Raw genomic sequence first — 26241 nt, forward strand, 5'->3', positions numbered from 1 at the left:
TCCCGATTTCCGGGGTCCACAAGGCACGATATTGAGCATGAACAACCTTCCCGTCGACGGCACCCCCCTTGCCGCCAGCCCGCTGACCCGTGCCGTGCTCGAAATCGACGAGTACGCCGCCGGACTCGGCTGGGACCAGCCCGCCCGCCTCTTCGCCCTCGTGGACACCGCCCGACTCCGCGACGAGGAACCCTCGCTCGCCGAGCAGCTCGGCATCGACGACTCCACCACCGCCTCGCTGACCCCGGTCGAGCAGGACGAGATCCCCGCCGGCGCGCCGCTGGACGAGTTCCTCGCCACCATCGGCTGGCCGGACGCGGTGGCCGGCTGCGCGATGACCGTGGAGCGGCTGATGCTGCCGCCGTCCGCCGAGGACTCCGTGCCGGAGGGCATGGACGAGGCCCGGCTCGCGAAGTGGGTTGCCGAGCACCCGGACCGCCAGGAGGTACGGATGACGGTGGCGGTGCTGCGGGACGGGACGCGCGAGTCGGCGCTGCGGCTGCGCGAGAAGGACTCCACGTCCGAGGTGCTGACCGGCTCGGAGCTGGTGCCGGGGCTGGCGGACGCGCTGGCCGCCACCTTCGAGAACTGACGCGGCGGCCCGCCCGGGGCCGGGGCCCGCTGCCCCGGCCCGCCGTGCGGCGAGGCCCGTACAGGCGTTGCGGGGCCCGGCCTCCGTACAGGCGGTGCGGGTGCCCGGTCCCGGACAGGCGGTGCGGGGAGGCGCCCGGCCCCCGTACGGCCGTCTACTTGTTCGCGGGGCAGCTGGGCAGGCTGTCCGTGTCGCCCTTGCGGATCTTCTCCAGGGACTTCAGCGCGTCCTGGATGGTGTCCACCTTGACCAGGCGCAGGCCCTCCGGGTGGTCGTCGACGACGGTCGAGCAGTTGTCCTTGGGCGTGAGGAAGTACTCCGCGCCCTTGTTGCGCGCGCCGACGACCTTCATCGCGATACCGCCGATCGGGCCGACCTTGCCGTCCGCGTCGATCGTGCCCGTACCGGCGATGAACTTCCCGCCGGTCAGGTCCTCGGGCGTGAGCTTGTCGATGATCCCGAGGGCGAACATCAGGCCGGCGCTGGGGCCGCTGACGTCGGCCAGCTTGATGTCGACATTGAACGGGAAGGTGTAGTCGATACCGGCCTGGATGCCGACTATCGGCCGGCCGTCCTTCGCCTTCGCGGTCGGAACGGCTACGTCCTTGGTGGGGCCCTCGGGCCGCTTGCCCTTCTTCTGGGCCGCGGCCGCGTCCTTGGCCGGGATGACCGTGAAGACGGCCTGCTCGCCCGGCTTGTGCTTGGTGACCAGCTTGGCGACGTCCGTATTGGCCTTGATCTCCGTACCGTCCACGGCCTTGATCACGTCACCGGCGTGCAGCTTGCCGTCCGCGGGGGCGTCCTTGACGACGGACGCCACGACCGTCTGGGAGCCGACCGGGATCTTCAGCTGCTTGAACGCCGCGACCTTGGCGCTCTCCAGGGACTGGTTGAACTCCTCGGCGTTCTGCTGATCGGACTGCTCCGCCGTCTGGCCCTCCGGGTAGAGGGTCTTGTGCGGCACCACGATGCTGTCGTGCTTCAGCCAGCCGACGACCGCTTCGACGAGGTTCATCCGGTATTCGGCGCCGGTGACGCGGACCGTGACCATGTTCAGATTGCCGGAGGTCGGGTACGTCTTGTGGCCGGACACCTGGAGCACCGGCTCGCCCTTGTGCTCACCCAGCGTGTTGGTCGTGGGCCCCGGATACATCTCCGAATACGGAACGGGGATCACCATCCCGGCGCAGATCAGCGCAATCAGCATCACGAGAGAGGCGAGCAGCGTCGCGGTGCGGCGTGGCATGGAACGACAGTACGGGACGCCTCCGACACCCGGTCCCCGGGGCCGTCCGTCCGGGGGCGGGCCCGGCCGGGCGGGTGCGGCGGGCAGCCGGAGCCACGGTGGCCGCTTGCGACCGCGCACGCCCGCCACGACCGCGGCTCATTCCGCCATGTTCATGCCGCGTCGGAACCGGAATGCGCATTCTCGGGCTTCTCCATCGCCTCCCGGAAGCGCGCGTAACCCGCCAGTTCCGCGACATCCCCGGTCCGGCGGTTGCGCGAGGCCCAACTGCTCCACACGACGGCGGCGATGGCGGCGAGAACCGGAACCAGCAACCAGAGGAGCGCTCCCATAGCGGCCTCCCGACCCCTTGTAACAACCGCAACGACGAATAAGCAGATTAACCATCTGCCAGGTCAACGCTCACGCCAGGGGGCGGGTTACGCAACTGGAGCGCGCGTAAAGGCTTTCCCGAAAACCACCCGGAACGGGCACCACCGCCCGGAACCGGCCGTCAGCAGGCGCCGACCCACTCTTCCGTGCCGTCCGAAAAGCGCTGGTGCTTCCAGATGGGCACCTCGTGCTTGAGGTCGTCGATCAGCCGCCGGCAGGCCTCGAACGCCTCCGCACGGTGCGGGCAGGAGACCGCGACGACGACGGCCAGGTCACCGATGGTCAGCTCGCCCACCCGGTGCACCGCGGCCAGCGCGCGTACGGGGTAGTCGGCGGCCACCTTCTCGGCGACGCGGCGCAGTTCGGCCTCGGCGCTCGGGTGCGCCGAGTAGCCGAGGGCGTCGACGTCGGCGCCGCCGTCGTGGGAACGGACCGTACCGACGAACAGGGCCGTACCGCCGGCGGCCGGATCGCCGACGGCCGCGAAGACCTCGTCCAAGGACAGCGGGGTGTCACGGACCGCGAGGAGGCGGATCGCGTCCGCCGCACCCTGCTCGCCCGGGTGGTCATACGTGCCTGGCATGACTCCTATCGTGCCGTACGGCGGGGCGCCGCGGAGCATGGGCTTTCCACCGGTCCTGCGGGAGGGGGCATGGAGGCTTCTACAGGGGGCGGGGCGTGGGGGGCCGGCCAGGGGGCCGCGAAGGCCCGCGAGGCGGGCCGCAGGTTCCCGCGGAGGTGGGCCGCGGGGCCCGCGAGCTGCGGGGCAGCCGTACGGAGGCGCCCGCGGCCCTCCCCCGTCCTCAGATGCGGCGGCGGGCCTTGCGGGCGCGGCGCACCAGGGCAGCGGTGCCCAGCAGGGCGACCGTCGCGCCCGCGGCGCCGGCCGCGGTGGCGTCCTTGCGGCCCAGGCGGCGGCCCGCGACCGTGTGCCGGCCCGCGACCTCCTCCAGCAGCTCGGCCAGCACCTCCTCGTTCGTCCACCGGGGGCGCCAGCCCGCCTCGTGCAGCCGGCTGCCGCTGACCACCCACGGGTGCATCGTGTAGGCGAGGTCCCCGGCGGGCGACGGCGTCAGGCCGATGCGGTGCAGCCGGGCGGCGGCGCCGAGCGCCACCGAGGACGGCAGCTCCATGCGCCGGATGCCGGACAGCTCCTCGACCTCCTCCTGCTCCAGCCAGCCGTCGCAGCCCACCGCCAGCTCGCCCTCGACCTTCTCCAGCGCCGCGTACTGCAGGGCGCTGACCAGGTCTTCCACGTGGCAGAACTGCCAGGCGGGGCGGGAACCGGCGACGACGAGCAGCCGGGGCGACTCGAAGTAGCGGGTCAGCGCGGTGTCCGTGCCGCCCACCAGGACGGTGGGGCGCAGGACGGTGACGTTCAGGCCGGGGTGCGCGCGGGGCGCGCGGTGCGCCAGGCGCTCGATCTCCAGGAGGTCGCCGACCCCGGTGGCGTCGGCGGTCGCCCGCAGCTCGGCGTCCTCGGCCAGCGGCACGTCGTTGTCCGGGAGCGCACCGTAGACCATGGCGGAGGTGCAGAGCACGACCCGGTGCACGCCGGCGGCCGCGGCGGCCGTGAGGACCGTCTGCGTACCGCGCACGTTGTACGCCGTACGGGCCGCGGCGTCGGTCTCCAGGTCGAGGTCGACGGCCAGGTGCACGACGACGTCGGCGCCGCGCAGCTTGTCGGCGATGGCCGGGTCCCGGACGTCCAGGACGTGCCAGTGGGCCTCGGCGGCCTCGCCGCGCCGCTCGTCGATGGCCACCACCCGCTTGACCTCGTCGGACTCGGTCAGCGCCTGAGTCAGCAGGGCGCCCACCCCGGAGGCGGCGCCGGTGACCGCGACGACGGGGCGGCGCAGCGGCCGGGCGGGCGCGGCATCCGCCTGCTTGCCTGCCTTGTCGGTCTCGGCCGCAGCGTTTCGCGCTGCGCGAACGGTCGGATCTGGGGAACTCACCGGGCGTCTCCAGCGGTTGTCTTCAGTGCGTAGGCGTGCTGACGCGTACGTACCAGGTGGCGTCCATCCTGCCGCAGGCGCCGGGACGGCGAAGCACCGAGCCCCGAAGCGGGGCGGGTGTCTAGGCTGGAAGAGAATGTCGGGCAGCCGCCGCCGGCCCCGGGCCGGCGGCCCTACGAGCCGAGGAAACCCGTGAGTGACACCCCATTTGGATTCGGCCTTCCGCCGGAGGAGCCGGAGGACGGCGACAACGGCAAGAAGAAGGGCGGCCAGGGAGGTAGCCAGGGCCCCGCGAACCCGTTCGGATTCGGCGGCGGGAGCGGCGGCGCGGACAACCCGTTCGCGGCGCTCTTCGGCGGCATGGGCGGTCCGGGTGGCGAGATGAACCCTGGCGATCTTGGCGCCGCCTTCCAGAAGCTGGGCCAGATGCTCTCGTACGAGGGCGGTCCGGTGAACTGGGACATGGCCAAGGACATCGCGCGCCAGACGGTCGCGCAGGGCGCCGAGGACGGCACCAAGGACGCCAGCGTCTCCCCCGGTGAGCGGGCGGCCCTCGAAGAGGCGGTACGCCTCGCCGACCTGTGGCTGGACGGCGTGACGTCGCTGCCCTCCGGCGCGAGCACGGTCTTGTCGTGGAGCCGCGCCGAGTGGGTCGAGGAGACCCTGCCGGTGTGGAAGGACCTGGTGGACCCGGTCGCCGAGCGCGTCGGCGCGGCCATGGGCGACGTACTGCCCGAGGAGATGCAGGCCATGGCGGGCCCGCTGCTCGGCATGATGCGCTCCATGGGCGGCGCCATGTTCGGTACGCAGATCGGGCAGGCGCTGGGCGTCCTGGCCGGCGAGGTCGTCGGTTCGACGGACGTCGGGCTGCCCCTGGGCCCGGCCGGCAAGGCCGCGCTGCTCCCGGGCAACATCGCCAACTTCGGCTCCGGCCTCGGCGTCCCCGAGGAGGAGGTGCGGCTCTACCTGGCGCTGCGCGAGGCCGCCCACCAGCGGCTCTTCGCCCACGTGCCGTGGCTGCGCTCGCACCTGTTCGGCGCGGTCGAGGGCTACGCCCGCGGCATCAAGGTCGACACGACCAAGCTGGAGGACGTGGTCGGCCAGCTCGACCCGCAGCACCCCGAAGAGCTGCAGAACGCCCTTCAGCAGGGCATGTTCCAGCCCGAGGACACCCCGGAGCAGAAGGCGGCGCTGGCCCGTCTGGAGACGGCGCTGGCCCTCGTCGAGGGCTGGGTGGACGCGGTGGTGCACGCCGCCGCCTCCCCGCACCTGCCGTCGGCCGACGCGCTGCGTGAGACGCTGCGCCGCCGCCGGGCGACCGGTGGCCCGGCCGAGCAGACCTTCGCCACCCTCATCGGCCTGGAGCTGCGTCCGCGGCGCCTGCGGGACGCCTCGCGGCTGTGGGCCCTGCTGACGGACGCGCGGGGCCTGGACGGGCGCGACGCGCTCTGGGAGCACCCGGACATGCTGCCGACGGCCGCCGACCTGGACGACCCGGACGGCTTTGTCCACCACGAGCAGCTGGACTTCTCCGAGCTGGACAAGATGCTGGGCGAGGCCGCGGGCGGTGCCGGGAAGCCGGACCTGTCCAAGGAGACCGGCGAGAGCGCCGGGCAGGACGCCTCCACCGGGGATGCCTCCACCGAGGGCGGCAAGCCCGAGGACGACGGCGGCAAGGGCGACAAGGGCGACCGCGACAAGTGACCCTTCACGACGACGCGGCGCGGGTCCTCAAGGAGTGGCCCGCGCCGTCCCCTGAGCAGGACCGGTTGCGGCTCTCCTACCTGGATCACCTGGCCGCCCATCCGGACGGCATGCGCAAGCCGTGCAAGGACGGGCACATCACGGCCAGTGCCCTGGTCATCGACCCGTCGCGCGGCCGGGTACTGCTGACGCTGCACCGCAAGCTCAAGATGTGGCTCCAGATGGGCGGCCACTGCGAGCCGGAGGACGCCACGCTCGCGGACGCGGCGCTGCGCGAGGCACGCGAGGAGTCCGGGATCGCGTCCGGGCTGACGCTGCTGGGCGGGCCGGTGCGCCTGGACCGGCATCTGACGCCGTGCGCGTGGCATCTGGACGTGCAGTACGCGGCGCTGGCGCCCGAAGGGGCCGAGGCGGTGATCAGCGACGAGTCGCTGGACCTGCGGTGGTTCCCGTATGCCGAGGTGGCGGACGTGGCGGACGATTCGGTCGTACGCCTCATGGAGCACACCCGCGCGCTTCTGTAGGACGCGCCCCGGCCGCCCGCGCTCCCTCGTACGGAGGGGGCGCGGGCGGCCGATGTGCGCGGGCGCGGACGGCCTGCGGGCGGGCGGCCGGGGGCGGCAGCAGGGGCGCGCCTCAGTTGGTGAAGATGTTGCCCTGGTTCTGCCCGTGGGCGCCCTGCTGCCCCATGCCGAACTGGGCGGCGAGGCCGGAGCCGATGACGGCGTTCTGCGGCGGCAGCAGCTCGCTGGGCTGGACGAGCGCGTACCCCTGTCCCAGGAAGCTCAGCTCCCAGCCCTCGCCCGTGCTGCCGCGGCGCCGCCACACGCCGGAGGAGTGCGTCTGCGCCTGCATCTGCACCCGGAGCGAGGCGGACCAGGCGACCACCGCGTCGGCGTCGGCGTTGACGTACTTGTCCGGGGTGACCTGCATCATCAGCGGCTGGCCCGAGGTCATCAGCACGACCTTGCCCCGGCCGGAGATGTTGAGCTGGTACTTGCCGGTACCGGAGATCCCGTACTGGCTGTCCACCGAGATCACCTCCCAGTGCAGGCCGGAGTCCAGCGCCAGCACATAGCTGCTGTCCACGGTCAGGCCGTCGTGATCGACGTCCATGACGTGCACGTACTGCGCGAGGTTGGCCAGATAGACCGTGCCCTGGCCACTGACGCGCATCAGGTCCAGGCCCTCGCCGGACGCGGCGCGGGCGCGCTGCTGGCCGGGCGTCTGGTAGTTCCCGTCGAATTCCAGCAGTCCCTGGTAGGCGACCATGCTGCCCTTACGGGCGAGCAGGTCCTCGTGCCCCTGTAGGGCGACCCGCAGCAGCTGCGGGTTCTGCAGGGCGTACCGGTCCTGGGTCTGTGCCTCGGTGTAGGCGAAAAGCGGACTCTGCATGATGGCCTGACGTCCTCCCCCTCAGCCCCGGGCCCGGAGCCGGTCGGTGCTGTCCTCACTGGGCTGTACGACGACGAAGCCCTGGCCGGAGAAGCCGAGCTGGTACGCCTCGCCGCTGCCGCGCCCGATCATCGAGGACGCCTTGAAGCTGCGCTTGCCCTTCATTTTCAGATTCGTCGACCAGGCGACGAGCGCGTCCGGGTCGACGTACGTCTCGTCCTCGCCGCGCCCGCAGTCCACCACGATCGGGGTGCCGCGGGAAGTCAGCGCGACCCAGCCGGTGCCCGAGATGCCGACGTTGAAGAGCCCCTGGCCGGCGAACTTCGCCATGCCCTTGACCCGCTGCACACCCCATTGGAGGTGGGCGTCGAAGGCCAGGAGGTTGGTGCCGTTGACGGAGATCGACTCGTCGTTCAGGTGCACGCAGACGACGTCCGCGCCGTAGTCGGCGAGGTAGAGCAGGCCGTCGCCGGTGCACTTCATCAGGGGCGCGCCCTCACCGGTCAGCCACTGGGAGGCCATCTGGCGGACCGCGGGCGGGTTGGGCTCGTACTGGACGAAGCCCTCGTAGGCGACCATCGAGCCGGTGCGGGCGAAGACGTCCTGGCCGCTCTGCATGGCGATCTTCACCATGGCGCTGCCGTGGTTCTCCATGCGGGCGGCTGGCGCGGTCGGGGCGTAGCCCGGAACGTGCTGTTCGTACATGGCGGGCTCCCTCAGACCTCGTAGGGCTGGACGACGATGAAGTTGCCGGGCGCGCCGCGGAACTGGAGGTTCACGCTCTCGCCGGAGTGTCCGGGATACGCGCTGCGGCGCAGGCTCACCTGGCTGGAGATGATCACCTGGGAGGCGGCCGACCAGGCGACGATGGCGTTGGCGTCCGCGAAGGTCGTCGGCGTCACCGGAAGGACGACCGGGGTGCCCCGGGTCTTGACCACGACCGTGCCGGTGCCCTGGAACTGCAGGGTGAACAGCGCGCCGCCCGGGATGCCGTGCCCCTCGACGCGGCGGACCTCGTGCTGGAGCGACTCGTCGAAGGCGAGCACGCTCTCGGCGGACACGCAGATCGCGTCGCCCTGGAGCTCGATGGGGTGCACATGGGCGCTGTTGTCCGCGAAGAACACCTGGCCCTGGCCCGTGCAGCGCATCAGCTGCATCTCCTGGCCGGTGGCGTTGCCCACGATGCGGCCTCGGATGCCGGCGCCCTTGTAGTTGAAGTCGACCTTGCCCTGGTAGAGGACCATGCTGCCCTGACGGGCGAGCACCGGCTGCCCGTCGACGCCGAGGTCGGCGCGGATCAGCTTCTCGTTCTGCAGGGTCCACCGCTGTCCCGTGGGGGCCTCGCGGTACTTCTCCAGGACGACACCGAGGCCGGGGCCAGCGCCCTGGGCCTGCGGCTGGCCGTACGGGGCGGGCTGTCCCTGCGGACCGCCGTACGGGGCCGGGGGCTGGCCGGGGAACTGGCCGGGCGGCTGACCGTACGGGGCCTGGGACGGTGCCGGAGGGGGCGGCTGGGGCGGCTGGACCGGCTGGCCGTACGGCGGGGGTGCCTGCTGGTACGGGTCCTGGCCGAACGGCGGCTGCTGGCCGGGCGGGGCGCCGGGGGGCGTCATCGGCGCCGCGATGGTCGGGGCGCCGTGCATCTGCTGAGGGGGCTGAGACGGGGACGGCTGGGCCTGAGGCGGCTGCGTCTGAGGTGGCTGGGCCTGTGCCGGAATCTGTGGCTCCGGGTGAGGCGGGGCCGGCGGCTGGGGCGCCCCGTGGGGCTGCCGGCCCTGGGGAGCGCCCTGAGGCGCGTTCGGGGGCGCGCCGAAAACCGGGGCGGGCGGCTGCGGCGCGGCGGGGGCCGGGGCGGGCTGCCCCTGCGCCACAGGGGCGGCGAAGCCGGGCGGCGGTTCGGAGGAGACGGGCGGTGCGAAGCCCGGCACGCCGCCCTGCGGCGCAGGCTCGGGCGCGGCGGCGGGCTCTTCCTCCGCGACCTCACCACCGAAGTTCTTCAGCAGCGCTTCCAGGCCGCCGTCGAAACCCTGCCCTACCGCCGCGAAGCGCCACACGCCCTTCATGTAGAAGTCGCCGAGCATGACGGCGCGCTCGGTGGTGAACTCGCCACCGTTGAACGCGTATCGGGCGACCTCCTCACCGCCCGCGACGATGCGCACGTAACCGGGCCCGACCTGCGACATCTGGCCCGCGCCGTCCAGCGCGGCGGTGAAGGAGAGCTTCTGGACGTGCTGCGGGATGCGGTCGAGCGTGACCCGGAAGGACTCGGTGTCGCCCGCCTGGGGACCGAGCTGCTGGATCGCTCCCTCGGGCGACGCGGGCTGGTTGAAGAAGACGAAATACCGGTCGTCGGAGAGGCGCTCGTCCGCGTCGAGTCCGAAGCAGCTGATGTCGAAGGTCAGGCCGGGGCCCGCGATCTGCACACCCACGTACAGATCCGTCCCGGCCGTCAGGTCACTGATCCTGGCCTTGTGGCCCCGCTGGAATTCCCTGGCCATACGTAACGACCGTCCCCCGCTCCCGCTTTGCGCTCTGATGACGTCGCGCCAGGCTAACCGCTGCCGCTGACAGCGGACGATGCCGGGGCGCGGCGCGACCCGGGCGGAAACGGTCCTATTCCGTACGGGCCGCGGGCAAATGCGGCAGCCGCTCCGCCGCGACCACCCCTTCGAGATAGCCGCGCGCCCGCTCCGTACGCGGGTATGACTCCAGGAGCTGCCAGAAACGCTGTCCGTGACCAGGGACGAGAAGATGCGCCAGCTCGTGGAGGAGTACGTAGTCGATGACGTACTCCGGCATTCCCTGGAGCCGGTGCGAGAGGCGGATGCTGCCCTCGGCGGGCGTGCAGGAGCCCCAGCGGGTGTTCTGGTTCGTCACCCAGCGCACGGTGTCGGGCCGGGCGCGGCCGTCCAGGTACTGGACCGACAGGCGCTCGGCGCGCTCGGCCAGGTCGCCGTCGCCGAGCATCCGCTTGCTCTCCTGCGCGGCGAGCTTGTCCAGCATCACCGTCACCCAGCGCCGTTCCTCGGCCTCGGACATCCGGGCCGGGATCAGGACGATGGTGCGGTCACCCTCCCGGTAGGCGGAGACCGTACGGCGCCGCCGCGAGCTTCTGCGCACCTCGACCGGGCTCGTCGCGGAGGCCGTGGCCGCGGGGCGCGCGGCGGTCCTGCGTTGCGGGTCTGCGGCTCGGCGCAAAGGGTCGGCAGGCACGCCCCGACGTTACCCGCTGCCCGTACGGGAAGTCCCGTCCCCCGGTTCTGCCATGCGCCCGAAACACTCAGAGGCGGGTACGGCTTGTACGACTATTGCCTGCCGGCTGTGGATAACTTCCGACACCCGCGCGGCGGGCGGTGGATGCTGGGACCGCTGGACGAGATCCGATCGACGGGGGAGCGGGTTCATGTATCCGATGCTCAAGCCCGCGCTGCGGCGCGGCTGGCGGGACCGGGAAACGGTGCGGTTCGGGGTGGCCCCGGCGCACGCGGTGGAGCTGGGCCCGGTGGACACGGCCACCGGGAGTTTTCTGGCCTTGATCGACGGCACGCGCAGCGTGGCGCAGTTGGTGGACGCCGCCGAGTCGCTGGGCCTGCCGGGCGAGCACGCGCGGCGTGTGGTGAGCCGGCTGGGGCGGGCGGGGCTGCTGGACGCCCCGGCGGCGGGCGGACCGGCGGCCGAGGCGGTGCGCGCGGACTCCGGGGCCTTCGGGCGGCTCCGGGCGGATCTCGCCTCACTGTCCGTGCGGCATCCCGAGGCCGCGGGCGGACTGGAGCGGATGGGGGCGCGCCGTGCCGTGCGAGCGCGGGTACGCGGCGCCGGGCGGGTGGGCGCCTCGGTCGCGGCCCTGCTCTCCGCGGCGGGCATCGGCCGGGTGGAGGTGCAGGACGGCGGAAAGGTCGAGCCGTGGGACGTGGTGCCGGGCGGTGTGCGGGCGGAGCAGATCGGCGTGCGCCGCGACACCGCCGCCCGCGGCCTGGTCCACCGTTCCTCTCCCTGGTCGCGGGCGCCCCGGTCCGGGAGCGGGCCGTCGGACGCGGGGGAACCGGGCCTCGGGCTCGTCGTGATCGCCCCGCGCGACGGCCTCGCCGCCTACGCGCCCGACCCGGTCCTGTGCGAGCCCTTTCTGACCGCGGGAATCCCGCATCTGTTCGCCGGGGTGGTCGAAGGGACCGGCGTGGTGGGGCCGCTGGTCCTGCCGGGCGGCTCCTCCTGCGCCGGCTGCCTGGAGCTGAGGCGTACGGACGCGGAGCCGGCCTGGCCGCGGCTGCTGGCGCAGTGGCGGTCGGGGCGCGGCGCGCCGGCCGTGCCCGCGTGCGACGCGGCCCTGGCGACGGCGGTGGCGGGGCTGGCCGCCGTGCAAGCGCTGGCGTTCCTGGACGGCCAGTTGCCACCCTGCACGGGAGCCCGGATGGAGGTGGCGCTGCCCTGCGCGGACTGGCGGACGACAAGAATCGCGGCGCATCCGGAGTGCGGCTGCGGCGCGGCGGTGCCCGACGCCGCCCCGGGCGCCTCGGCTCCGCCGCGGCGACACGTAACAATGGCGGAGTAACCCCGGTTGGGGACAGTGTGAGTTGGAGGGGCGAATGTCAGATCTTCCCCGCAAGGCGGTCACCCGTACCGCCAAGCTGGCCGCGCTGCCACTGGGATTCGCCGGCCGCGCCACCTGGGGCCTGGGCAAGCGGATCGGCGGCAGGTCGGCGGACCTCGTCGGCCGCGAGCTCCAGCAGCGGACCGCCGAACAGCTCTTCCGGGTGCTCGGTGAGCTGAAGGGCGGCGCCATGAAGTTCGGGCAGGCGCTGTCCGTCTTCGAGTCGGCGCTGCCGGAGGAGATCGCCGGCCCGTACCGCGCCGCGCTCACCAAACTTCAGGAAGCCGCACCGCCGATGCCGACGGATTCGGTGCACGCGGTGCTGGCGGAGCGGCTGGGCGAGGACTGGCGCGAGCTGTTCACGGAGTTCGAGGACAAGCCGTCGGCCGCCGCGTCGATCGGGCAGGTGCACCGCGCGGTCTGGCACGACGGCCGCGAGGTGGCCGTCAAGGTCCAGTATCCGGGAGCGGGCGCCGCCCTGCTGTCCGATCTGTCCCAACTGGGCCGGTTCGCCCGGCTGCTCGGGCCGCTGATCCCCGGCATGGACATCAAGCCGCTGATCTCCGAGCTGCGCGACCGGGTCTCCGAGGAGCTGGACTACGCGCTGGAGGCCGAGGCCCAGCAGGCGCACGCGGAGGAGTTCGCCGACGATCCCGACGTGTTCGTGCCCGCCGTGGTCCATCAGGGCGATCAGGTGCTGGTGACCGAGTGGATGGGCGGCGTGCCCCTCTCGGAGGTCATCTCCGGCGGCAGCCAGGAGGAGCGCGACCGGGCGGGGCAGCTCCTCGCCCGCTTCCTGTTCGCCGGCACCGCGCGCACGGGCCTGCTGCACGCCGACCCCCATCCGGGGAACTTCCGGCTGCTGACCGGCGACGCCCCCGACGGCCCGGCGGACAAATGGCGGCTGGGCGTCCTGGACTTCGGTACGGTCGACCGCCTGCCGGACGGCCTGCCGCCCACGATCGGCACCTCGCTGCGCATGACGCTCGACGGCGAGGCCGAGGCGGTCTATGAGCTGCTGTGCGAGGAGGGCTTCGTGAAGGAGTCCATCGAGCTGGACCCCGACGCGGTGCTGGACTATCTGCTGCCGATCATCGAACCGGCCCAGGCGGACGATTTCACCTTCACCCGCTCCTGGATGCGTACGCAGGCCGCGCGTATCGCCGACCCCCGCTCCCCCGCGTACCAGCTGGGCCGCCGGCTCAACCTGCCCCCCTCGTATCTCCTCATACACCGGGTGACGCTGAGCACGATCGGTGTCCTGTGCCAGCTGGGGGCCACCGTTCGCATGCGTGACGAACTGCAGTCCTGGCTCCCCGGCTTCACCCACGCCGAGACCACCGCCCCGTCCATACCCGAACAGAGCCACTCCACGGCGGAGGAAACAACGGCCTGACCTGTGCGGTGGCCCGGCGCCGGCGCCGGGCGTCGCCGGCCACCCGCCCCGTGCCTTCATCTGGTCGCGACCGGGTCCAAGTGGGATTCGATCATGCGGAGGTTGGCACGGGTGCAGGTGTCGCACAGATGCTGGCGTCTGCCGTCGGCGATGGTGCAGGTCCAGGTGGGCGCGGCACCCTCGGCGACGGCGCCGCACTGGGCGCACTTCGCGTTGCCGGTCGCCAACTCCGCCTGTTCGTGCGTCTTCTGGTTCATCAGCCGACAATATCCCCGGCACCGCCGGTAAAGGGGGCAGAACGCCCCAGGGGCCGCCCAGTTGGACAGCCCCCGAGTTCTGTGGTGTTGCGGTGACCGCTTGATGCGGCGGTGACACCGACGGGCGGCGCCGGCACGCCCTGGATGCCGGGCCGCCGGCGGGTCACTGCATGACGGCCATGGCCAGAGCGCGCCGGGCGCGCAGCGACGCCCGCTCGGCGCGGCGCTGCATCCGCCGGGCCGCGACGAGACGCTGAGCCTTGCGTTCGGACTCGGCCTCCTGCAGGCGCTGTTGCATATGTGCGCGCGCCAGAGCTTCTGGGATGAGTTGCATTTCACGGGTCCTGTTCTGGCGCGACTCGATCACGCCGGAGTTCGTGGGTGCGGTGGTGTCGGTGAGGGAGGGGTTGTTCATCGGGTCCTGCTTCTGGGGGTCCCGCTGGGCGGGACGGTCGATCGTTCCGGTGCTGCTGGTGTAGGTGCCGCCGAGGTTCATGCCGCGACCGGGTTCTTGCGCGGACGGCCACGCGGACGCTTGCGGGGCACCACGACGCCCTGGACGAACAGCTCGCCGCCCCAGACGCCCCACGGCTCACGACGGTCCTTGGCGCCGGCGAGACACGCCTCGCGCACCGGACAGGTCTGGCACAGGGACTTGGCGTACTCCACGTCGGCCGGGGTCTCGGCGAAGAAGACCTCCGGGTCGTAGGTACGGCACGGCACGGCGGCGCCGAGTCGGTCGATCTCGTCGTCGAGCTCGGTGAGGGGCAGCAAAGGGGTCTCCTGGGAGTCGGGCGGGGGGATCAGGTCGGTGGCGACGGACGGGGTGTGCGTCTGGAGTTGCACGGTGGTGTGTTCCTCGTCTGTTCGGCCCGGCTGGTGGCTGGGCTCATGGGCAAAGCAAAAGGGCCGCGGATCCCGGTGTGGGTTCCGCGGCCCTGGAAGGTGCCGACCTGATCATGCCGATCAGGCTGGATCTCTCCAGGGTTCGTGCCCGCGGTGGGCCCACGTGTCCTGCTGCGTCTGGTACTGCTTCCGGGATTCGGCACCGTTGGCCGCCGCGCGGTTGAGGGCATGCGCATTCGCTGCCTGTGCCGCTGCCGCTACTGCAGGTGCCTGGGTCGGTCGCTCGTCGCACTCGTCCATGGGCAGGAACGCCAGGGACGCGGCACGGGAGACCTCAAGACCGGACAGCCGACCGAAGGCGGACAGACCGGTGCCCAGGAGCGAGGCGTCGAGCGTGCAGGTGGCGACGACCGAACGATCGGTCATTTTCTGGGTCTCGATGAAGCTGATCACTGGTCTCGCCTCCTCTCGGCGTCTCGGCGGACCGGAAAATCCGGTCCGGGCTTGTTCAGTACAACACGAATCCAGCGGATCCCGGAAGGCCCGTCGTCTTCGTGCCTGTGAAGGCTATGGGGATGCGCTCCGCGCGCGCAAACTATTTTTCTGACGACTTTCCGGAGCTTCTTGCACCGCCCTCCGGGAGATCGTCCTCCGACGGCTCGTCCGCTGCCGGAACGGGCTCCTCACCTGCGCACAGCGTGAGGACGTCGGCACCGAACCGGCCCAGCTTGCGTGCCCCCACACCAGGGATGCCCGCCAGCTCCCCTTCCGTTCCCGGTACGGCCTCGGCAATTGCCATCAGGGTCTTGTCGGTGAAGACGCAGTACGCCGGCTGGCCCAGTTGCCGGGCACGCTCGGCCCGCCAGTCGCGCAGCCGCTCGTACAACGCCTCGTCGAGCTCACAGGGGCAGCCGTCGCAGCGCATGAGCTTCATCTCACCCGCGTCGGTGAGCGTCTTGCCGCAGACCCGGCAGCGGGCGGGCGACCGGCTCCGACGCCTGCTCGCGCCCTTGGCGCCCCCGGCGCCCCGCTCGATACCGCCCGCGGCGCCTGCCGCCGCACGGCGCGCCCCGCCTCCCGACCCGGGCCGCAGGCCGTCCAGGAAACGGCTGGGGCGCCGCACGGCCCGGCCCCCCGGAGAACGCGACAGCGACCACGACAGGCCCAGGTGCAGACGGGCCCGGGTCACGCCGACGTACAGCAGGCGGCGCTCCTCCTCGACCTGCTCGTCCGTCTTGGCGTAGGTGATCGGCATCATGCCCTCGGTGAGGCCGACCAGGAAGACGGCGTCCCACTCCAGGCCCTTGGCGGCGTGGAAAGAGGCGAGCGTCACACCCTCGACGGTCGGCGCGTGCTGGGCGTTGGCCCGCTCGTCCAGCTCGGCGACGAGGTCGGCGAGGGTGGCCGCCGGGCGGGCCTTGGCGAAGTCCTCGGCGAGCCGGACCAGGGCGGCCAGCGACTCCCACCGGTCCCGCACGGCGCCGGAGCCGGCCGGGGGAACGCTCGTCCACCCCATGTCGCTCAGCACCGCCCGCACCTCGGACGGCAGGTCCACGGCGTCGTCGAGGAGCGCGTCGTTGGCACCGAAGCGGGCGGCGCCGCGCAGTTTGACGCCCGCCTCGCGCACCTCGGGCCGCTCGAAGAACCGCTCGGCGCCGCGCAGCTGATACGGCACACCGAGGTCGGCGAGAGCCTGCTCGTAGACCTCGGACTGGGCGTTGATGCGGAAGAGGACCGCTATCCCGCTCGCCGGCACCCCGGCGGCGATCAGGTCGCGGATGCGGCGGGCGGTGCCCTCCGCCTCGGCGGGCTCGTCCCCGTACTCCACATACGTCGGCTCGGGTCCCGCGTCCCGCTGCGAGATCAGCTCCAGGCGGTGCTCGGCGGCGCGGCCGCGCGCCTGGGACAGGAGGCCGTTGGCGAGGTGCACGACCTGGGGGGTGGAGCGGTAGTCGCGGACCAGCTTGACGACCGTCGCGTCCGGATGGCGGGTGCGGAAGTTCAGCAGGTGCTCGGGGGTGGCGCCGGTGAAGCTGTAGATCGTCTGGCTGGCGTCGCCGACCACGCAGAGGTTGTCGCGCTCGCCGAGCCACAGGTCCAGCAGCCGCTGCTGGAGCGGGCTGACGTCCTGGTACTCGTCCACGACGAAGTGCTGGTACTGGGCGCGGACCTGCTCGGCGATGTCGTGCCGGTCCTGGAGGACGCCGACCGTCAGCAACAGCACGTCCTCGAAGTCGATGGCCCCCCGGTCCCGCTTGAGCTGCTCGTACGTCCCGTAGATCTGTCCGATCTCGGCCGGGTCGCGGGGGGCCTCGCGGCCGGCCTTGTGGAGGGCGGCCGGGTAGTCGGCGGGCACGGTCTGGGTGACCTTGGACCATTCGATCTCGCCCGTGACGTCACGCAGCTCGTTGCGGTCCAGGCGGATACGGCAGCGGGCGGCGGCCTCGGCGACCAGCTGGACCTTGCGCTCCAGCAGCCGCGGCACGTCGCCGCCGACCGCCTTGGGCCAGAAGTACTGGAGCTGGCGCAGGGCGGCGGAGTGGAACGTACGGGCCTGCACCCCCGCCGCGCCGAGCTGGCGCAGCCGCCCGCGCATCTCCCCCGCCGCACGGGCGGTGAACGTGACGGCGAGCACCGTGGAGGGCTGCAGGATGCCCGCACGCACCCCGTACGCGATCCGGTGGGTGATCGCCCGGGTCTTGCCCGTCCCGGCGCCCGCCAGGACGCACACGGGGCCGTGCAGGGCCGTGGCGACCTCGCGCTGCTCGGGGTCGAGGCCGTCGAGCACCGCGTCGGCACCCTCGGGCGCGGCCGGGAACTGGGTCGCGGCCGCTACCTGCGGGAAGAGAGTGGAGTCCGATGCTGCTGTCACCCCGCCATGCTGCCAGGTCGACCGGGTCGGCCGGGAAAGTTGTCCACAGCCGCCACGCCGCGGTCATACGAATCCCCGCGCCTACGGATGCGGAGCCCTTCGCGCACGGGAGCGCTCCGGGAAGGGCCGGGAATGGTCCGGGGCGGGCAGGCGTTGCCGTACTGCAAACACGCCGAGCTTGAAGGAGCGCGAGGACCCATGGCGGGCACTGTGACGATGTACAGCACCACGTGGTGCGGCTACTGCCGTCGGCTGAAGGGCCAGATGGACCGCGAGGGGATCGCTTACACCGAGATCAACATCGAGCACGACCCCGAGTCCGCGGCCTTCGTCGAGAAGGCCAACGACGGCAACCAGACCGTCCCCACGGTCCTCTTCCCCGACGGCTCCACCCTGACCAACCCGTCCCTGGCCCAGGTCAAGCAGGCTCTCGGCGTCTGAGCCCCAGGCCGCACGGGTTTTCGCAGGCGGACCCCCGGCCGCGGTGGCCGGGGGTTTCGTCGTGCCGTGATCCGGGGCTCGTCACGTCCTGACCTCGTCCATGAGCATCCGCAGCGTGAGCGAGTGCTTCTCGGGCGGGAGCCGGTTCAGGGCAGCCTGTGCGCAGGCCACACCGCCGGCACGGTCGCCGGACCGGGCCAGCATCAGGCCCCGGTGCAGCTCCAGGTGCGTGGCGAAGCGCGGCAGGCTCACCGGGAGCTCGCGGCGTGCCTGCTCCTGGGCCTCGACGGCTCCCTTCTCCTCCCCCACCCGGGCGAGCAGCAGGGACAAGAAGACGTTCATACGCCACCAGGGGACCGCGTAGTCCGACGTCTGCTCGTGGCTGCCGACCCGGTCGAAGAGGCGACGGCCATGGTCGGCGAGGCGCACAGCGGTTGCTCCGTCGCCCCGTACGGCTGCTGCGTGGGCTTTCCCCATCACGGCGTTCACGAGCCCGAGAGACGGCTTTTCGGAGATCGCCATGGCCTGGTCGGCCAGTATGTCCGCGACGCCCAGGGAAGCGCCCTCGTAGCCGAGGGCGATCGCGGCCCGGCCACGCACCCACACGCGAGCCTGTTCGTCTCCGGACCGGTCGGCGGCACGGGCAGCCGTGCGGTACCAGGAGACGGCCTTGGAGCCGTCCGAGCCGGGGAACGTCTTGGCGTACAAGGTCATCAGCCGCGCGGCCACCGACCACAGCCGGGGGTCGTCGAGCTGCTGCTGCACCACGACGAGCTCGCCGGCCACGCGGCGCTGGATGTCAGCGGCCCCCATCGACATGTAGTCGGTGCCGTACGCGGCCAGCTTGGCTTCCCAGTGCTCCACCGACGGGCCGCCGCGCAGGCGCGCGGCGAACCCCACGCTGAGCAGGTCCGATGCCACGATGGGAGCTATCGCGGTGGCAGCGATGTCGCTGATGAAGGTACGCCGATCCGCTTCCCCCTCAAGGATGGCCAGCGGCACGTCCAGGACGGCCGACAGGTGCCGCAGGTGGTAGGCCCCCGGCGCCACCTTGGAGCGTTCCCACCGGCTCATGTACTCCCGCGTCAGCCCCGTACCGAACGCCTTGTTGATCTCCGATGCCAGGCGCCCCTGGCTCCAGCCGCGGGCCTTGCGCAGGTTCCTGATCAGCTCCCCGATGGGCATGGGTCCATGATGCCCCTGCCCACCTCCTCGAACAGCGCAAAGAACGCTGTCGGGGCGGAACTTGCCCCTATGGATGCCACTGGGCGCGAGCCCCGTGGCGGCCGACCGTATGGATATGACCGAAACCCCAGCGGACAGGCGTGCGGCGTGCGAGATCTGCGAGCTGTTGAAGGACCTCGAAGCCGAGGGGCGGGAGAGCCGGGACCAGTCGATGGAGGTGGACGCCCGGGTGCGGTATCGGCGGCATATGAGGGAGGCGCACCGGCGGGAGATTCCGCTTCCGCGGTGAGCGGCGGGGCGTGGTGTTGCCGTGTCCCTTTCCGTGCGGCCTCTGTGCGGCCAAGGGCAGGCAGCAGGGAGCACCCGCCCGGCGGGGGAAAGGGCCGGGGCCCGGTGGGGCCCCGGCCGGGTGGTGCGGGTTACGGCTTCGGGAGGGGCTTGCCGTACCAGAGTTCGATGAGGCGGGCGGCGATGGAGATGCCGTACGGGGGCAGGACCTCGCCGGATTCGAAGGCGGCCTTCAGATCCTCGCGGGAGAACCAGCGGGCCTCTTCGATCTCCTCGCCGTCCACCTGGATGTCGGAGGACGTGGCGCGGGCCATGAAGCCGAGCATCAGGCTGGAGGGGAAGGGCCACGGCTGGCTGGCGACGTACTCGACGTCGCCGACGACCACGCCCGCCTCCTCGAAGACCTCCCGGGCCACCGACTGCTCGATGGACTCGCCGGGCTCCACGAAGCCCGCGAGGGTCGAGAAGCGGCCCTCCGGCCAGTGGACCTGGCGGCCGAGCAGGGCGCGGTCCTCCTCGTCCGTGACGAGCATGATCACGGCCGGGTCGGTGCGCGGGTAGTGCTCGGCGCCGCAGGCGGGGCAGCGGCGGATGTGGCCCGCCGCCGCGATGACGGTGCGCTCGCCGCAGCGGGAGCAGAAGCGGTGCAGGCGCTGCCAGTTCTCCAGGGCGACGGCGTGGACGAGCAGTCCGGCGTCGCGCGGGGAGAGCAGGAGGCCCGCCTCGCGCAGGCCGGCGGGGCGCGCGGACTGGTCCATGCGCCCCGGCAGCGAGTCCTTCTGGAGCGCGAAGTAGCGCACGCCGTTCTCGTCGGTGCCGAGGAAGTAGCGGTGCGTCTCGGTGAGCGGCGCCTCGAAGGACGGCGTCATGACCAGTTCGGTGCGGCCGTCGGGGGTGTCGTCGACCAGTGCCTGGCCTCCGGAGACCACGAAGACGCGCGTCGTCGGGTGGCTCCAGGCCGCCGCGAGCCAGGCCTCGTCGAGGCGGTGGTGAGCGGCTCTGTCGATGCCGCTCGGCGCGCTGAAGGTGATCGGCCGGTCGGCGCTGTGGTCGGTCCAGGTGGTCACTGCGGTTTCCAACTCCCCCTATGGCGTGGGTGATTGCTGCATACGGGCACGGTCGCCGGGAGGGCGGCGGTACGGGCCGCGTGGGCGTGGTGAGTGTTCGGGGTGGGCGGGCGGTGCGGGTGCGCCTGGTACGGCCGGGGCGCGCGTCGCGGCACAGGCACGACACCCGCCGTCAGACACGGTCCGGGCGCGAAGCCCGCCACCGGTCCCGCTCGCGATCCGGGCACGGGGCCCGCCATCGGGCACGGCGCAGGCGCGGAGACCGCCGCCGGTCACGGCCGAGGCGCAACCGGCGGTCCCGGGCACGGCCGGGACGCGAAGCGCGGTCCCGCACCCGGGCACGGCCACAACGTGTGCCCCGCCCCCGCCCGGAGCCGCGCCCCCCGCTTCCGCCCAGGGCGCGGCCCCGCTCGTGGCTGACGGAGCGGGTGTTGTTCTCGCTGCCCGGGGCGCGGGCCCGGGTGCCGGTTCGGCGCGGTCAGCGGTCAAGCGACGCGCCAGTTCTCCGCCAGGTCGCCCCACAGGTGCGCGGCGGTTTCGACGCCCTTCATGAGGAGGTCCAGTTCGACCTTCTCGTTCGGGGCGTGCCAGCCGTCCGAGGGGACGGATATGCCGAGGAAGAGGACCGGGACGCCGAGGACGTCCTGGAGGTCGGCGGCCGGGCCCGAGCCGCCCTCGCGGGTGAAGCGGATCTTCTGGTTGAAGGCGCGGCCCATGGCCCGTACGACGGACTGCAGGGCGGGGTGGTCGAGCGGGGTCAGGCAGGGGCGGGTGGCGCCCCAGAAGGTGATCTCGTGGCGGATGCCGGCGGGGAGACGGGCGGCGACCCAGTCCCGTACGGCCTGCTGGACGCCGGCCGCGTCCTGGCCCGCCACCAGGCGGAACGACAGCTTCAGCTGCGCCGCGGACGGCACGATGGTCTTGCCGCCGGGGCCCTGGTAGCCGCCGCCGATGCCGTTGACCTCGGCGGTGGGGCGGGCCCAGATGCGCTCCAGGGTGCTGTGGCCCGTCTCGCCGAGGGCGGCGTGGGAGTGCGCCGTACGCAGCCACTCGGACTCGTCGAAGGGCAGCTCGGCGAAGAGCTCGCGCTCGCGGTCGGTCAGCTCGACGATGCCGTCGTAGAAGCCGGGAATCGCGACGCGGCGGTCCTCGTCGTGCAGGGCGGCGGCCAGGCGGGCGGCCTCGGTGGCCGGGTTGGGCACCGCGCCGCCGAAGGAGCCGGAGTGGATGTCCTGGTCGGGGCCGTACAGGTCGATCTGGCAGTCGGTGAGGCCGCGCATGCCCGTGCAGACGGTCGGGGTGTCCTTGGACCACATGCCCGTGTCGGAGACGATGACCGTGTCGCAGGCCAGACGGTCCGCGTGCGTGACGATGAGCGCCGGGAAGTTCGGGGAGCCGGACTCCTCCTCGCCCTCTATGAGGAGCTTGAGGTTGACGGCGGGGGCGGTGCGGCCGGTCGCGGCGAGGTGGGCGCGTACGCCGAGGGTGTGGAAGAACACCTGGCCCTTGTCGTCGGCGGCGCCTCGCGCGTACAGCTTGCCGTCGACGGTCTGCGGCTCGAAGGGGTCCGTGTGCCAGCCGTCCTCGCGGGCGGCGGGCTGGACGTCGTGGTGGCCGTAGACGAGGACGGTGGGGGCCGTCGGGTCCCCGGAGGGCCACTCGGCGAAGACGGCGGGAGCACCGTCCGTCTCCCAGATCTCGGCGGTGGGGAAGCCGGTCGCGGTGAGCCGGCCGGCCAGCCATTCGGCGCTGCGGCGCACGTCGGCGGCGCGCTCCGGATCGGCGGAGACCGAGGGGATGCGCAGCCAGGCGGCCAGGTCGTCGAGGAACTCTTCGCGGTGGACGTCGATGTAGGCGCGGACGGCGCTGTCCGAGGTGGTGCTCATGTGTCCGAGCCTATCCGGCTCGCGGGCGCGGTCCGCCGCCGGTCTCATCGATCTTGTCAGGTCCGCCGTCATCCTCCGTCACCTGCCGTCACCGTCGGCGGCGGGGTCATGGGCGCCGGCCTCGGCGGGGTCGCGGGCGCCGGCTTCGGTGGCGTCGGCTTCGGTGGCGTCGGCGGTCAGGGCGTGCTCGCCGAGCAGGATGCGCTCCAGTCCGGCGCGGCCGGGGAGCCGCTGGGGGCGGACCGTCTCCCCGCTGCGTACGTACAGGAAGGCGGCGTCCACGGCGGACAGGGGCAGGCCGTGCTGTTCGGCCCAGGCAACCCGGTAGAGGGCCAGCTGAAGCGGGTCGGCCGTCTGCGCGTGGTGGGTCTTCCAGTCGATGATCTCGTAGGTGTCCCCCTGTGGCCCACGGCTGCGGTAGACGGCGTCGATACGGCCGCGGATCACCCGGCCCGCGAGGGTGATCTGCACCGGGACCTCGATGCGGTACGGGGTGCGCTTGGCGTACGGGGTGCGGGAGAAGGCCTCCTTGAGGGCTTCGAGGTCGTCCTCGTCCGGGATCGGGGCCGCTTCACCGGCCGCTTCCTGTGCGCGCGCTTCGTGGCCGTACGCGCCGCCCGGCAGCTCGTCGGGGCCGAGCATGGGCAGGGTCAGCTCCTCGAAGCGGGATTCCACCCAGGCGTGGAAGCGCGTGCCGCGGCGGGCTGCGGGGCGCGGCGGGTGCGGCATGGGCCGCGCCAGCTCCCGGGTGAAGCCTTCCGGGTCGGAGGCGAGCCACAGCAACTGCGAGGCGCTGAGCGAGGACGGCAGCGGGACGTCGCGGACGCTCGCGCGGGCGCGGCGCAGCTCGTCGGCGAGCGCGTCGAGGTCGCGGTCCCAGGAGGCGACGGTGCGGCGCTCCTCGGGGAGGAGAGAGGCGTCCGGGACGTCGTCCTTCGAGGGAAGGGATTTCGGGTGAAGGGGGGTGGGGCCGGGGGCCGGTGCGGCTTCGGGGGCGGGGGCCTGTGCCGGTACGTGGGCAAGCCCGTCACCGCCGCGTGCGGCATCGCCCGCGGCACGGCCCGCCCGGCCCTCGTCCTGCGGGTACGCGGAATCGTCCGGGCGCACGGGGCCCTGCGGGTGCACGGGGCTCTGCGAGTACGCGGGTCCCTCCGGGTGCGCGGGCCGTTCGGCGCTCCAGGCGTCCCAGTCGGCGAGGTCGTGCTCGGAGCCGGAGCCGCGGGGGTCGGTGCCGGGGTCGGAGTCGGGCCCCTGGGCGTCCTCGACGGCGTACGCCTCGGCATACCTGCCCTCGTACGGATCGTCCTCGGGCGGCGGCGGCCACTCCGGGTCGTACCCCGGCACGGCCCGCTCCGGCACGGCCCGCCCCGGCACCGGGGCGGCGCCGCCCGCCGCGGGATGCGGGGCGTCGTGGGCGACCGCGGCCTCGGAACCACCGGTGGCGGTGGCGTGCGGCGGTGTGGCGGCGCCCGGGGCGTCCGCCGGATACCCGTCCAGGTAAGCGAGAACCGTCGCGGCCGCCTCGCGCCGGCGCCGCTTCGCGTCCGCGTCCAGCGGCAGCGGCCACTCCAGCTCGGCCTCCGCCTCCTTCAGCGACGGGTTCTCCGCGCCCTCCTCGGGGGCCTCGGCCCATGCGTCGATCTCGCCGTGGCCCGCCTCGCAGTGCGCGCGCAGCGCCTCCAGGAAGGCCGACGGGCCGCGCGGGCGCTTCTGGTCGGGGCCCCACCAGTGGCCGGAGCCGAGCAGCAGGGAGCGCGGGCGGGTGAAGGTCACGTAGCCGAGGCGGAGTTCCTCGACGGACTGGTGGTCCTTCATCGCCTCCTTGAAGGACTTCAGGCCGCGGCTGCTCCAGTCGGCCACGTCCGGCAGGGTCGCGGCGTCGCCGCGCAGGGCGTGCGGCAGCACCTTGGGCTGGGTGAGCCAGGAGTCGCGGGACTGCTCGCTGGGGAACTGCTTGCCGACCAGCCCGGGGACGGCGACCACGTCCCACTCCAGGCCCTTGGACTTGTGGGCGGTGAGCACCTTGACCGTGTTCTCGCCGCCGGGCAGCGAGCTGTCCAGGCCCTTCTCGTGCTGGACGGCCGTGCGCAGGAAGCCCAGGAAGGCGAGGAGCGTCGCGTCGCCGTCCAGAGCCGCGCCGCCCTGCTTGGCGGCGAATCCGGCGGCGATGTCCAGGAAGGTGCTAAGGGTCTCCCGGCGGCGGGCCGCCAGGGCGCGCGGGGACGCGGACAGCTCGACCTCCAGGCCCGTCACGGCCAGCACCCGGTGCAGTACGTCCATCAGGGGGTCGCCCAACGCGCGCCGCAGCTCGCGCAGTTCGCGGGCCACGTAGGCGAAGCGGACGCGCGCCTCGGGGGAGAACGGCAGTTCGTCGTCGGGGCGGCCGTCCGACTCCAGGAACGTGTCGAGCGCGTCGGCGAGCGAGATCGTCTCGGCCGGGTCGACGCCCTCCACGGCCTCCGCCAGGCGCCGTTCGGGGTCCTCGGACTGACCGGGGCGGTGGACGAGCAGCCGCGCCCGGCGGCCCAGGAGGGCGAGGTCGCGGGGGCCGATCCGCCAGCGGGGGCCGATCAGCAGCCGTACCAGGGAGGCGTTGGCCGTGGGATCCTGGAGGACCTCGCACATCGCCACCAGGTCGGCGATCTCCGGCAGGTGCAGCAGCCCGGACAGGCCGACGACCTCCACCGGGATCTCGCGCGCGACCAGCTCGCCCTGGATGCGGGCGAAGTCACCGGCCGTACGGCACAGTACGGCGATCTCGCCGGGCGGGGTGCCCGTGCGGACCAGGTGGGCGATGCGGTCGGCGAGCCAGGTCATCTCCTCCGCGTGGGTGGGCAGCAGCGCGCAGCGCACCACGCCGTCGCGCTCCGCTCCGGGGGCCGGGCGCAGCGCCTCGACGCCCTCGTGCATGTCGCGCAGCGGCGCGGCGAGCCCGTTGGCCAGGTCGAGCAGGCGGCCGCCGCTGCGGCGGTTCTGGCTGAGGGCGGAGCGGCGGGCGGGGCTGCCGTCCTCGAAGGGGAAGTGGTCGGGGAAGTCGTCCAGGTTGGCGACGGAGGCGCCGCGCCATCCGTAGATGGCCTGGCAGGGGTCGCCGACGGCGGTGACCGCATGGCCCGTGCCGCCGCCGAACAGGGCGGACAGCATGATCCGCTGGGCCACGGAGGTGTCCTGGTACTCGTCCAGGAGGACGACCCTGAACTCCTCGCGCAGCAGCGCGCCCACCTCGGGGCGGGTGGTCGCGAGGGTCGCGGACAGGGCGATCTGGTCGCCGAAGTCCAGCAGCTCGCGCCGCCGCTTCTCGTTGCGGTACGTCCCGACCAGCTCCAGCAGCTCCAGGCGGCCACGGGCCGTCTCGGGCACCTTGCGCAGGTCGGCGTTGGAGAGCTGCACCCCGTCCAGGGCGGCGAGCAGTTCGGTGTCGTACGTCCGCAGGCGGTCCGGCTCGACGAGATGCTCGGCCAGCTCGCCGTCGAGCGCGAGGAGGTCCTCCACGAGGGCGGGCAGCGACTTCGTCAGCGCCGGATACGGGCCGGGGGCGGCGCGCAGCACCCGGGCGGCGAGCTGGAAGCGGGTGGCGTCGGCGAGCAGGCGGGCGCTGGGCTCCAGGCCGATGCGCAGGCCGTGGTCCTTGAGGAGGCGGCCCGCGAAGGAGTGGTACGTCGAGATCCGGGGCTCGCCGGGGACGGCGTCCGCGTCCGCCGGGCCGCCGCCCGGGGCGCCCGCGCCGCCCACACCGGCCGCACCGCCCACGCCGAACGGATCGGCCGGCTCCGTCACCCCGGCCGCGGCCAGGGCCTTGCGGACCCGCTCGGCCAGCTCGCCCGCCGCCTTGTTCGTGAACGTCAGCCCGAGCACCTGCTCCGGGGCGACCTGGCCCGTACCGACCAGCCAGACCACGCGCGCGGCCATGACCGTCGTCTTGCCGGAACCGGCGCCGGCCACGACGACCTGCGGGGCGGGCGGTGCGGTGATGCAGGCCGTCTGCTCCGGGGTGAACGGGATGCCGAGGAGCTCCTTGAGCTGCTCGGGGTCGGTGATGCGAGCTGACACATCCGAGACCGTATCGGCCCCCACTGACAATCGCGGCAAACCCCAGCTGAGGGGGTCAGCGCCACCGCCTCGGCCGGTGATCGCCCACCGGGGCGCGTGCG

The 26241-nt window shown here is 72.9% G+C and carries 24 protein-coding genes; 7 read left to right on the forward strand and 17 right to left on the reverse strand.

What is annotated here, in order from left to right:
* Nucleotides 1-37 precede the first annotated feature (37 nt).
* Nucleotides 38-592 (forward strand): PPA1309 family protein, encoded by a 555-nt coding sequence (locus ACFV57_RS06700; protein WP_385226407.1) that lies wholly within the window; start codon nt 38-40, stop codon nt 590-592.
* Nucleotides 593-746: 154 nt separating this feature from the next.
* Here the strand turns inward: ACFV57_RS06700 and ACFV57_RS06705 are convergent, their stop codons facing one another.
* The 4 genes from ACFV57_RS06705 to ACFV57_RS06720 form a co-directional block, all read right to left on the reverse strand.
* Nucleotides 747-1838 (reverse strand): PDZ domain-containing protein, encoded by a 1092-nt coding sequence (locus ACFV57_RS06705; protein WP_385226409.1) that lies wholly within the window; start codon nt 1836-1838, stop codon nt 747-749.
* A gap of 152 nt (nt 1839-1990) precedes the next feature.
* Nucleotides 1991-2170, reverse strand: a complete 180-nt coding sequence (locus tag ACFV57_RS06710; protein ID WP_385226411.1) for a hypothetical protein — start codon at nt 2168-2170, stop codon at nt 1991-1993.
* A 161-nt stretch (nt 2171-2331) separates the two neighbouring features.
* On the reverse strand, nt 2332-2793 hold the full coding sequence (locus tag ACFV57_RS06715; protein WP_385226412.1) for a molybdenum cofactor biosynthesis protein MoaE: 462 nt from the start codon (nt 2791-2793) through the stop codon (nt 2332-2334).
* A 220-nt stretch (nt 2794-3013) separates the two neighbouring features.
* Nucleotides 3014-4165: an SDR family oxidoreductase gene (locus ACFV57_RS06720; RefSeq protein WP_385226414.1), complete on the reverse strand. Its 1152-nt coding sequence runs from the start codon at nt 4163-4165 to the stop codon at nt 3014-3016.
* A 192-nt stretch (nt 4166-4357) separates the two neighbouring features.
* Here ACFV57_RS06720 and ACFV57_RS06725 point away from each other — a divergent pair, with 192 nt between their 5' ends.
* A complete protein-coding gene (locus ACFV57_RS06725; RefSeq protein WP_385226415.1) occupies nt 4358-5869 on the forward strand; it encodes a zinc-dependent metalloprotease in 1512 nt (503 codons plus the stop codon).
* The gene (locus ACFV57_RS06730) at nt 5866-6393 is read left to right on the forward strand and encodes an NUDIX hydrolase (RefSeq protein WP_385226417.1); all 528 of its coding nucleotides are present in this window, start codon (nt 5866-5868) and stop codon (nt 6391-6393) included. The genes ACFV57_RS06725 and ACFV57_RS06730 overlap by 4 nt, the downstream gene beginning before the upstream one ends.
* Before the next feature lie 112 nt (nt 6394-6505).
* Here the strand turns inward: ACFV57_RS06730 and ACFV57_RS06735 are convergent, their stop codons facing one another.
* From ACFV57_RS06735 to ACFV57_RS06750, 4 genes are all read right to left on the reverse strand, one after another.
* A complete protein-coding gene (locus ACFV57_RS06735; protein ID WP_385226419.1) occupies nt 6506-7264 on the reverse strand; it encodes an AIM24 family protein in 759 nt (252 codons plus the stop codon).
* Nucleotides 7265-7285: 21 nt separating this feature from the next.
* Nucleotides 7286-7969: an AIM24 family protein gene (locus tag ACFV57_RS06740; protein WP_385226421.1), complete on the reverse strand. Its 684-nt coding sequence runs from the start codon at nt 7967-7969 to the stop codon at nt 7286-7288.
* Between the two features lie 11 nt (nt 7970-7980).
* Complete coding sequence (locus ACFV57_RS06745; RefSeq protein ID WP_385226423.1) at nt 7981-9762, reverse strand: TerD family protein; 1782 nt, start codon at nt 9760-9762, stop codon at nt 7981-7983.
* 115 nt (nt 9763-9877) lie between these two features.
* The gene (locus ACFV57_RS06750; RefSeq protein ID WP_385226425.1) at nt 9878-10477 is read right to left on the reverse strand and encodes a M48 family metallopeptidase; all 600 of its coding nucleotides are present in this window, start codon (nt 10475-10477) and stop codon (nt 9878-9880) included.
* Between the two features lie 190 nt (nt 10478-10667).
* On the opposite strand from ACFV57_RS06750, the gene ACFV57_RS06755 reads away from it, so the two are divergent.
* Both ACFV57_RS06755 and ACFV57_RS06760 read left to right on the forward strand, forming a co-directional pair.
* Nucleotides 10668-11813, forward strand: coding sequence for a ThiF family adenylyltransferase (locus ACFV57_RS06755; RefSeq protein WP_385226427.1), 1146 nt, complete (start codon nt 10668-10670; stop codon nt 11811-11813).
* 34 nt (nt 11814-11847) lie between these two features.
* A complete protein-coding gene (locus ACFV57_RS06760; RefSeq protein WP_385226429.1) occupies nt 11848-13248 on the forward strand; it encodes an ABC1 kinase family protein in 1401 nt (466 codons plus the stop codon).
* A 56-nt stretch (nt 13249-13304) separates the two neighbouring features.
* Here ACFV57_RS06760 and ACFV57_RS06765 read toward each other — a convergent pair whose 3' ends face one another.
* The 5 genes from ACFV57_RS06765 to ACFV57_RS06785 form a co-directional block, all read right to left on the reverse strand.
* Nucleotides 13305-13505 carry a hypothetical protein gene (locus ACFV57_RS06765; RefSeq protein WP_385226431.1) on the reverse strand — a complete coding sequence of 67 codons (201 nt, stop codon included), beginning with the start codon at nt 13503-13505 and terminating at the stop codon, nt 13305-13307.
* A gap of 163 nt (nt 13506-13668) precedes the next feature.
* Nucleotides 13669-14001: a hypothetical protein gene (locus ACFV57_RS06770; RefSeq protein WP_385226433.1), complete on the reverse strand. Its 333-nt coding sequence runs from the start codon at nt 13999-14001 to the stop codon at nt 13669-13671.
* Nucleotides 13998-14351, reverse strand: coding sequence for a WhiB family transcriptional regulator (locus ACFV57_RS06775; protein WP_003984433.1), 354 nt, complete (start codon nt 14349-14351; stop codon nt 13998-14000). The genes ACFV57_RS06770 and ACFV57_RS06775 overlap by 4 nt, the downstream gene beginning before the upstream one ends.
* Nucleotides 14352-14471: 120 nt before the next feature.
* Complete coding sequence (locus ACFV57_RS06780) at nt 14472-14804, reverse strand: hypothetical protein (protein WP_385226435.1); 333 nt, start codon at nt 14802-14804, stop codon at nt 14472-14474.
* A 142-nt stretch (nt 14805-14946) separates the two neighbouring features.
* On the reverse strand, nt 14947-17223 hold the full coding sequence (locus ACFV57_RS06785; RefSeq protein ID WP_385226437.1) for an ATP-dependent DNA helicase UvrD2: 2277 nt from the start codon (nt 17221-17223) through the stop codon (nt 14947-14949).
* 198 nt (nt 17224-17421) lie between these two features.
* Between ACFV57_RS06785 and ACFV57_RS06790 the strand changes: the two genes are divergently transcribed.
* Nucleotides 17422-17664: a mycoredoxin gene (locus ACFV57_RS06790; protein WP_385226439.1), complete on the forward strand. Its 243-nt coding sequence runs from the start codon at nt 17422-17424 to the stop codon at nt 17662-17664.
* Between the two features lie 81 nt (nt 17665-17745).
* Here ACFV57_RS06790 and ACFV57_RS06795 read toward each other — a convergent pair whose 3' ends face one another.
* Complete coding sequence (locus ACFV57_RS06795; protein WP_385226441.1) at nt 17746-18849, reverse strand: helix-turn-helix domain-containing protein; 1104 nt, start codon at nt 18847-18849, stop codon at nt 17746-17748.
* Nucleotides 18850-18964: 115 nt separating this feature from the next.
* On the opposite strand from ACFV57_RS06795, the gene ACFV57_RS06800 reads away from it, so the two are divergent.
* Entirely contained in the window at nt 18965-19138 is a 174-nt protein-coding gene (locus ACFV57_RS06800) for a hypothetical protein (protein WP_385226443.1), read from the forward strand.
* Between the two features lie 130 nt (nt 19139-19268).
* Here ACFV57_RS06800 and nudC read toward each other — a convergent pair whose 3' ends face one another.
* From nudC to ACFV57_RS06815, 3 genes are all read right to left on the reverse strand, one after another.
* On the reverse strand, nt 19269-20204 hold the full coding sequence (nudC, locus tag ACFV57_RS06805; RefSeq protein WP_385226445.1) for an NAD(+) diphosphatase: 936 nt from the start codon (nt 20202-20204) through the stop codon (nt 19269-19271).
* A gap of 485 nt (nt 20205-20689) precedes the next feature.
* Nucleotides 20690-22090 carry a dipeptidase gene (locus ACFV57_RS06810; RefSeq protein ID WP_385226447.1) on the reverse strand — a complete coding sequence of 467 codons (1401 nt, stop codon included), beginning with the start codon at nt 22088-22090 and terminating at the stop codon, nt 20690-20692.
* A 78-nt stretch (nt 22091-22168) separates the two neighbouring features.
* A complete protein-coding gene (locus tag ACFV57_RS06815) occupies nt 22169-26140 on the reverse strand; it encodes an ATP-dependent DNA helicase (protein WP_385226449.1) in 3972 nt (1323 codons plus the stop codon).
* Nucleotides 26141-26241 lie beyond the last annotated feature (101 nt).

The sequence above is a fragment of the Streptomyces sp. NPDC059788 genome (assembly GCF_042732265.1).
GTDB lineage: Bacteria > Actinomycetota > Actinomycetes > Streptomycetales > Streptomycetaceae > Streptomyces.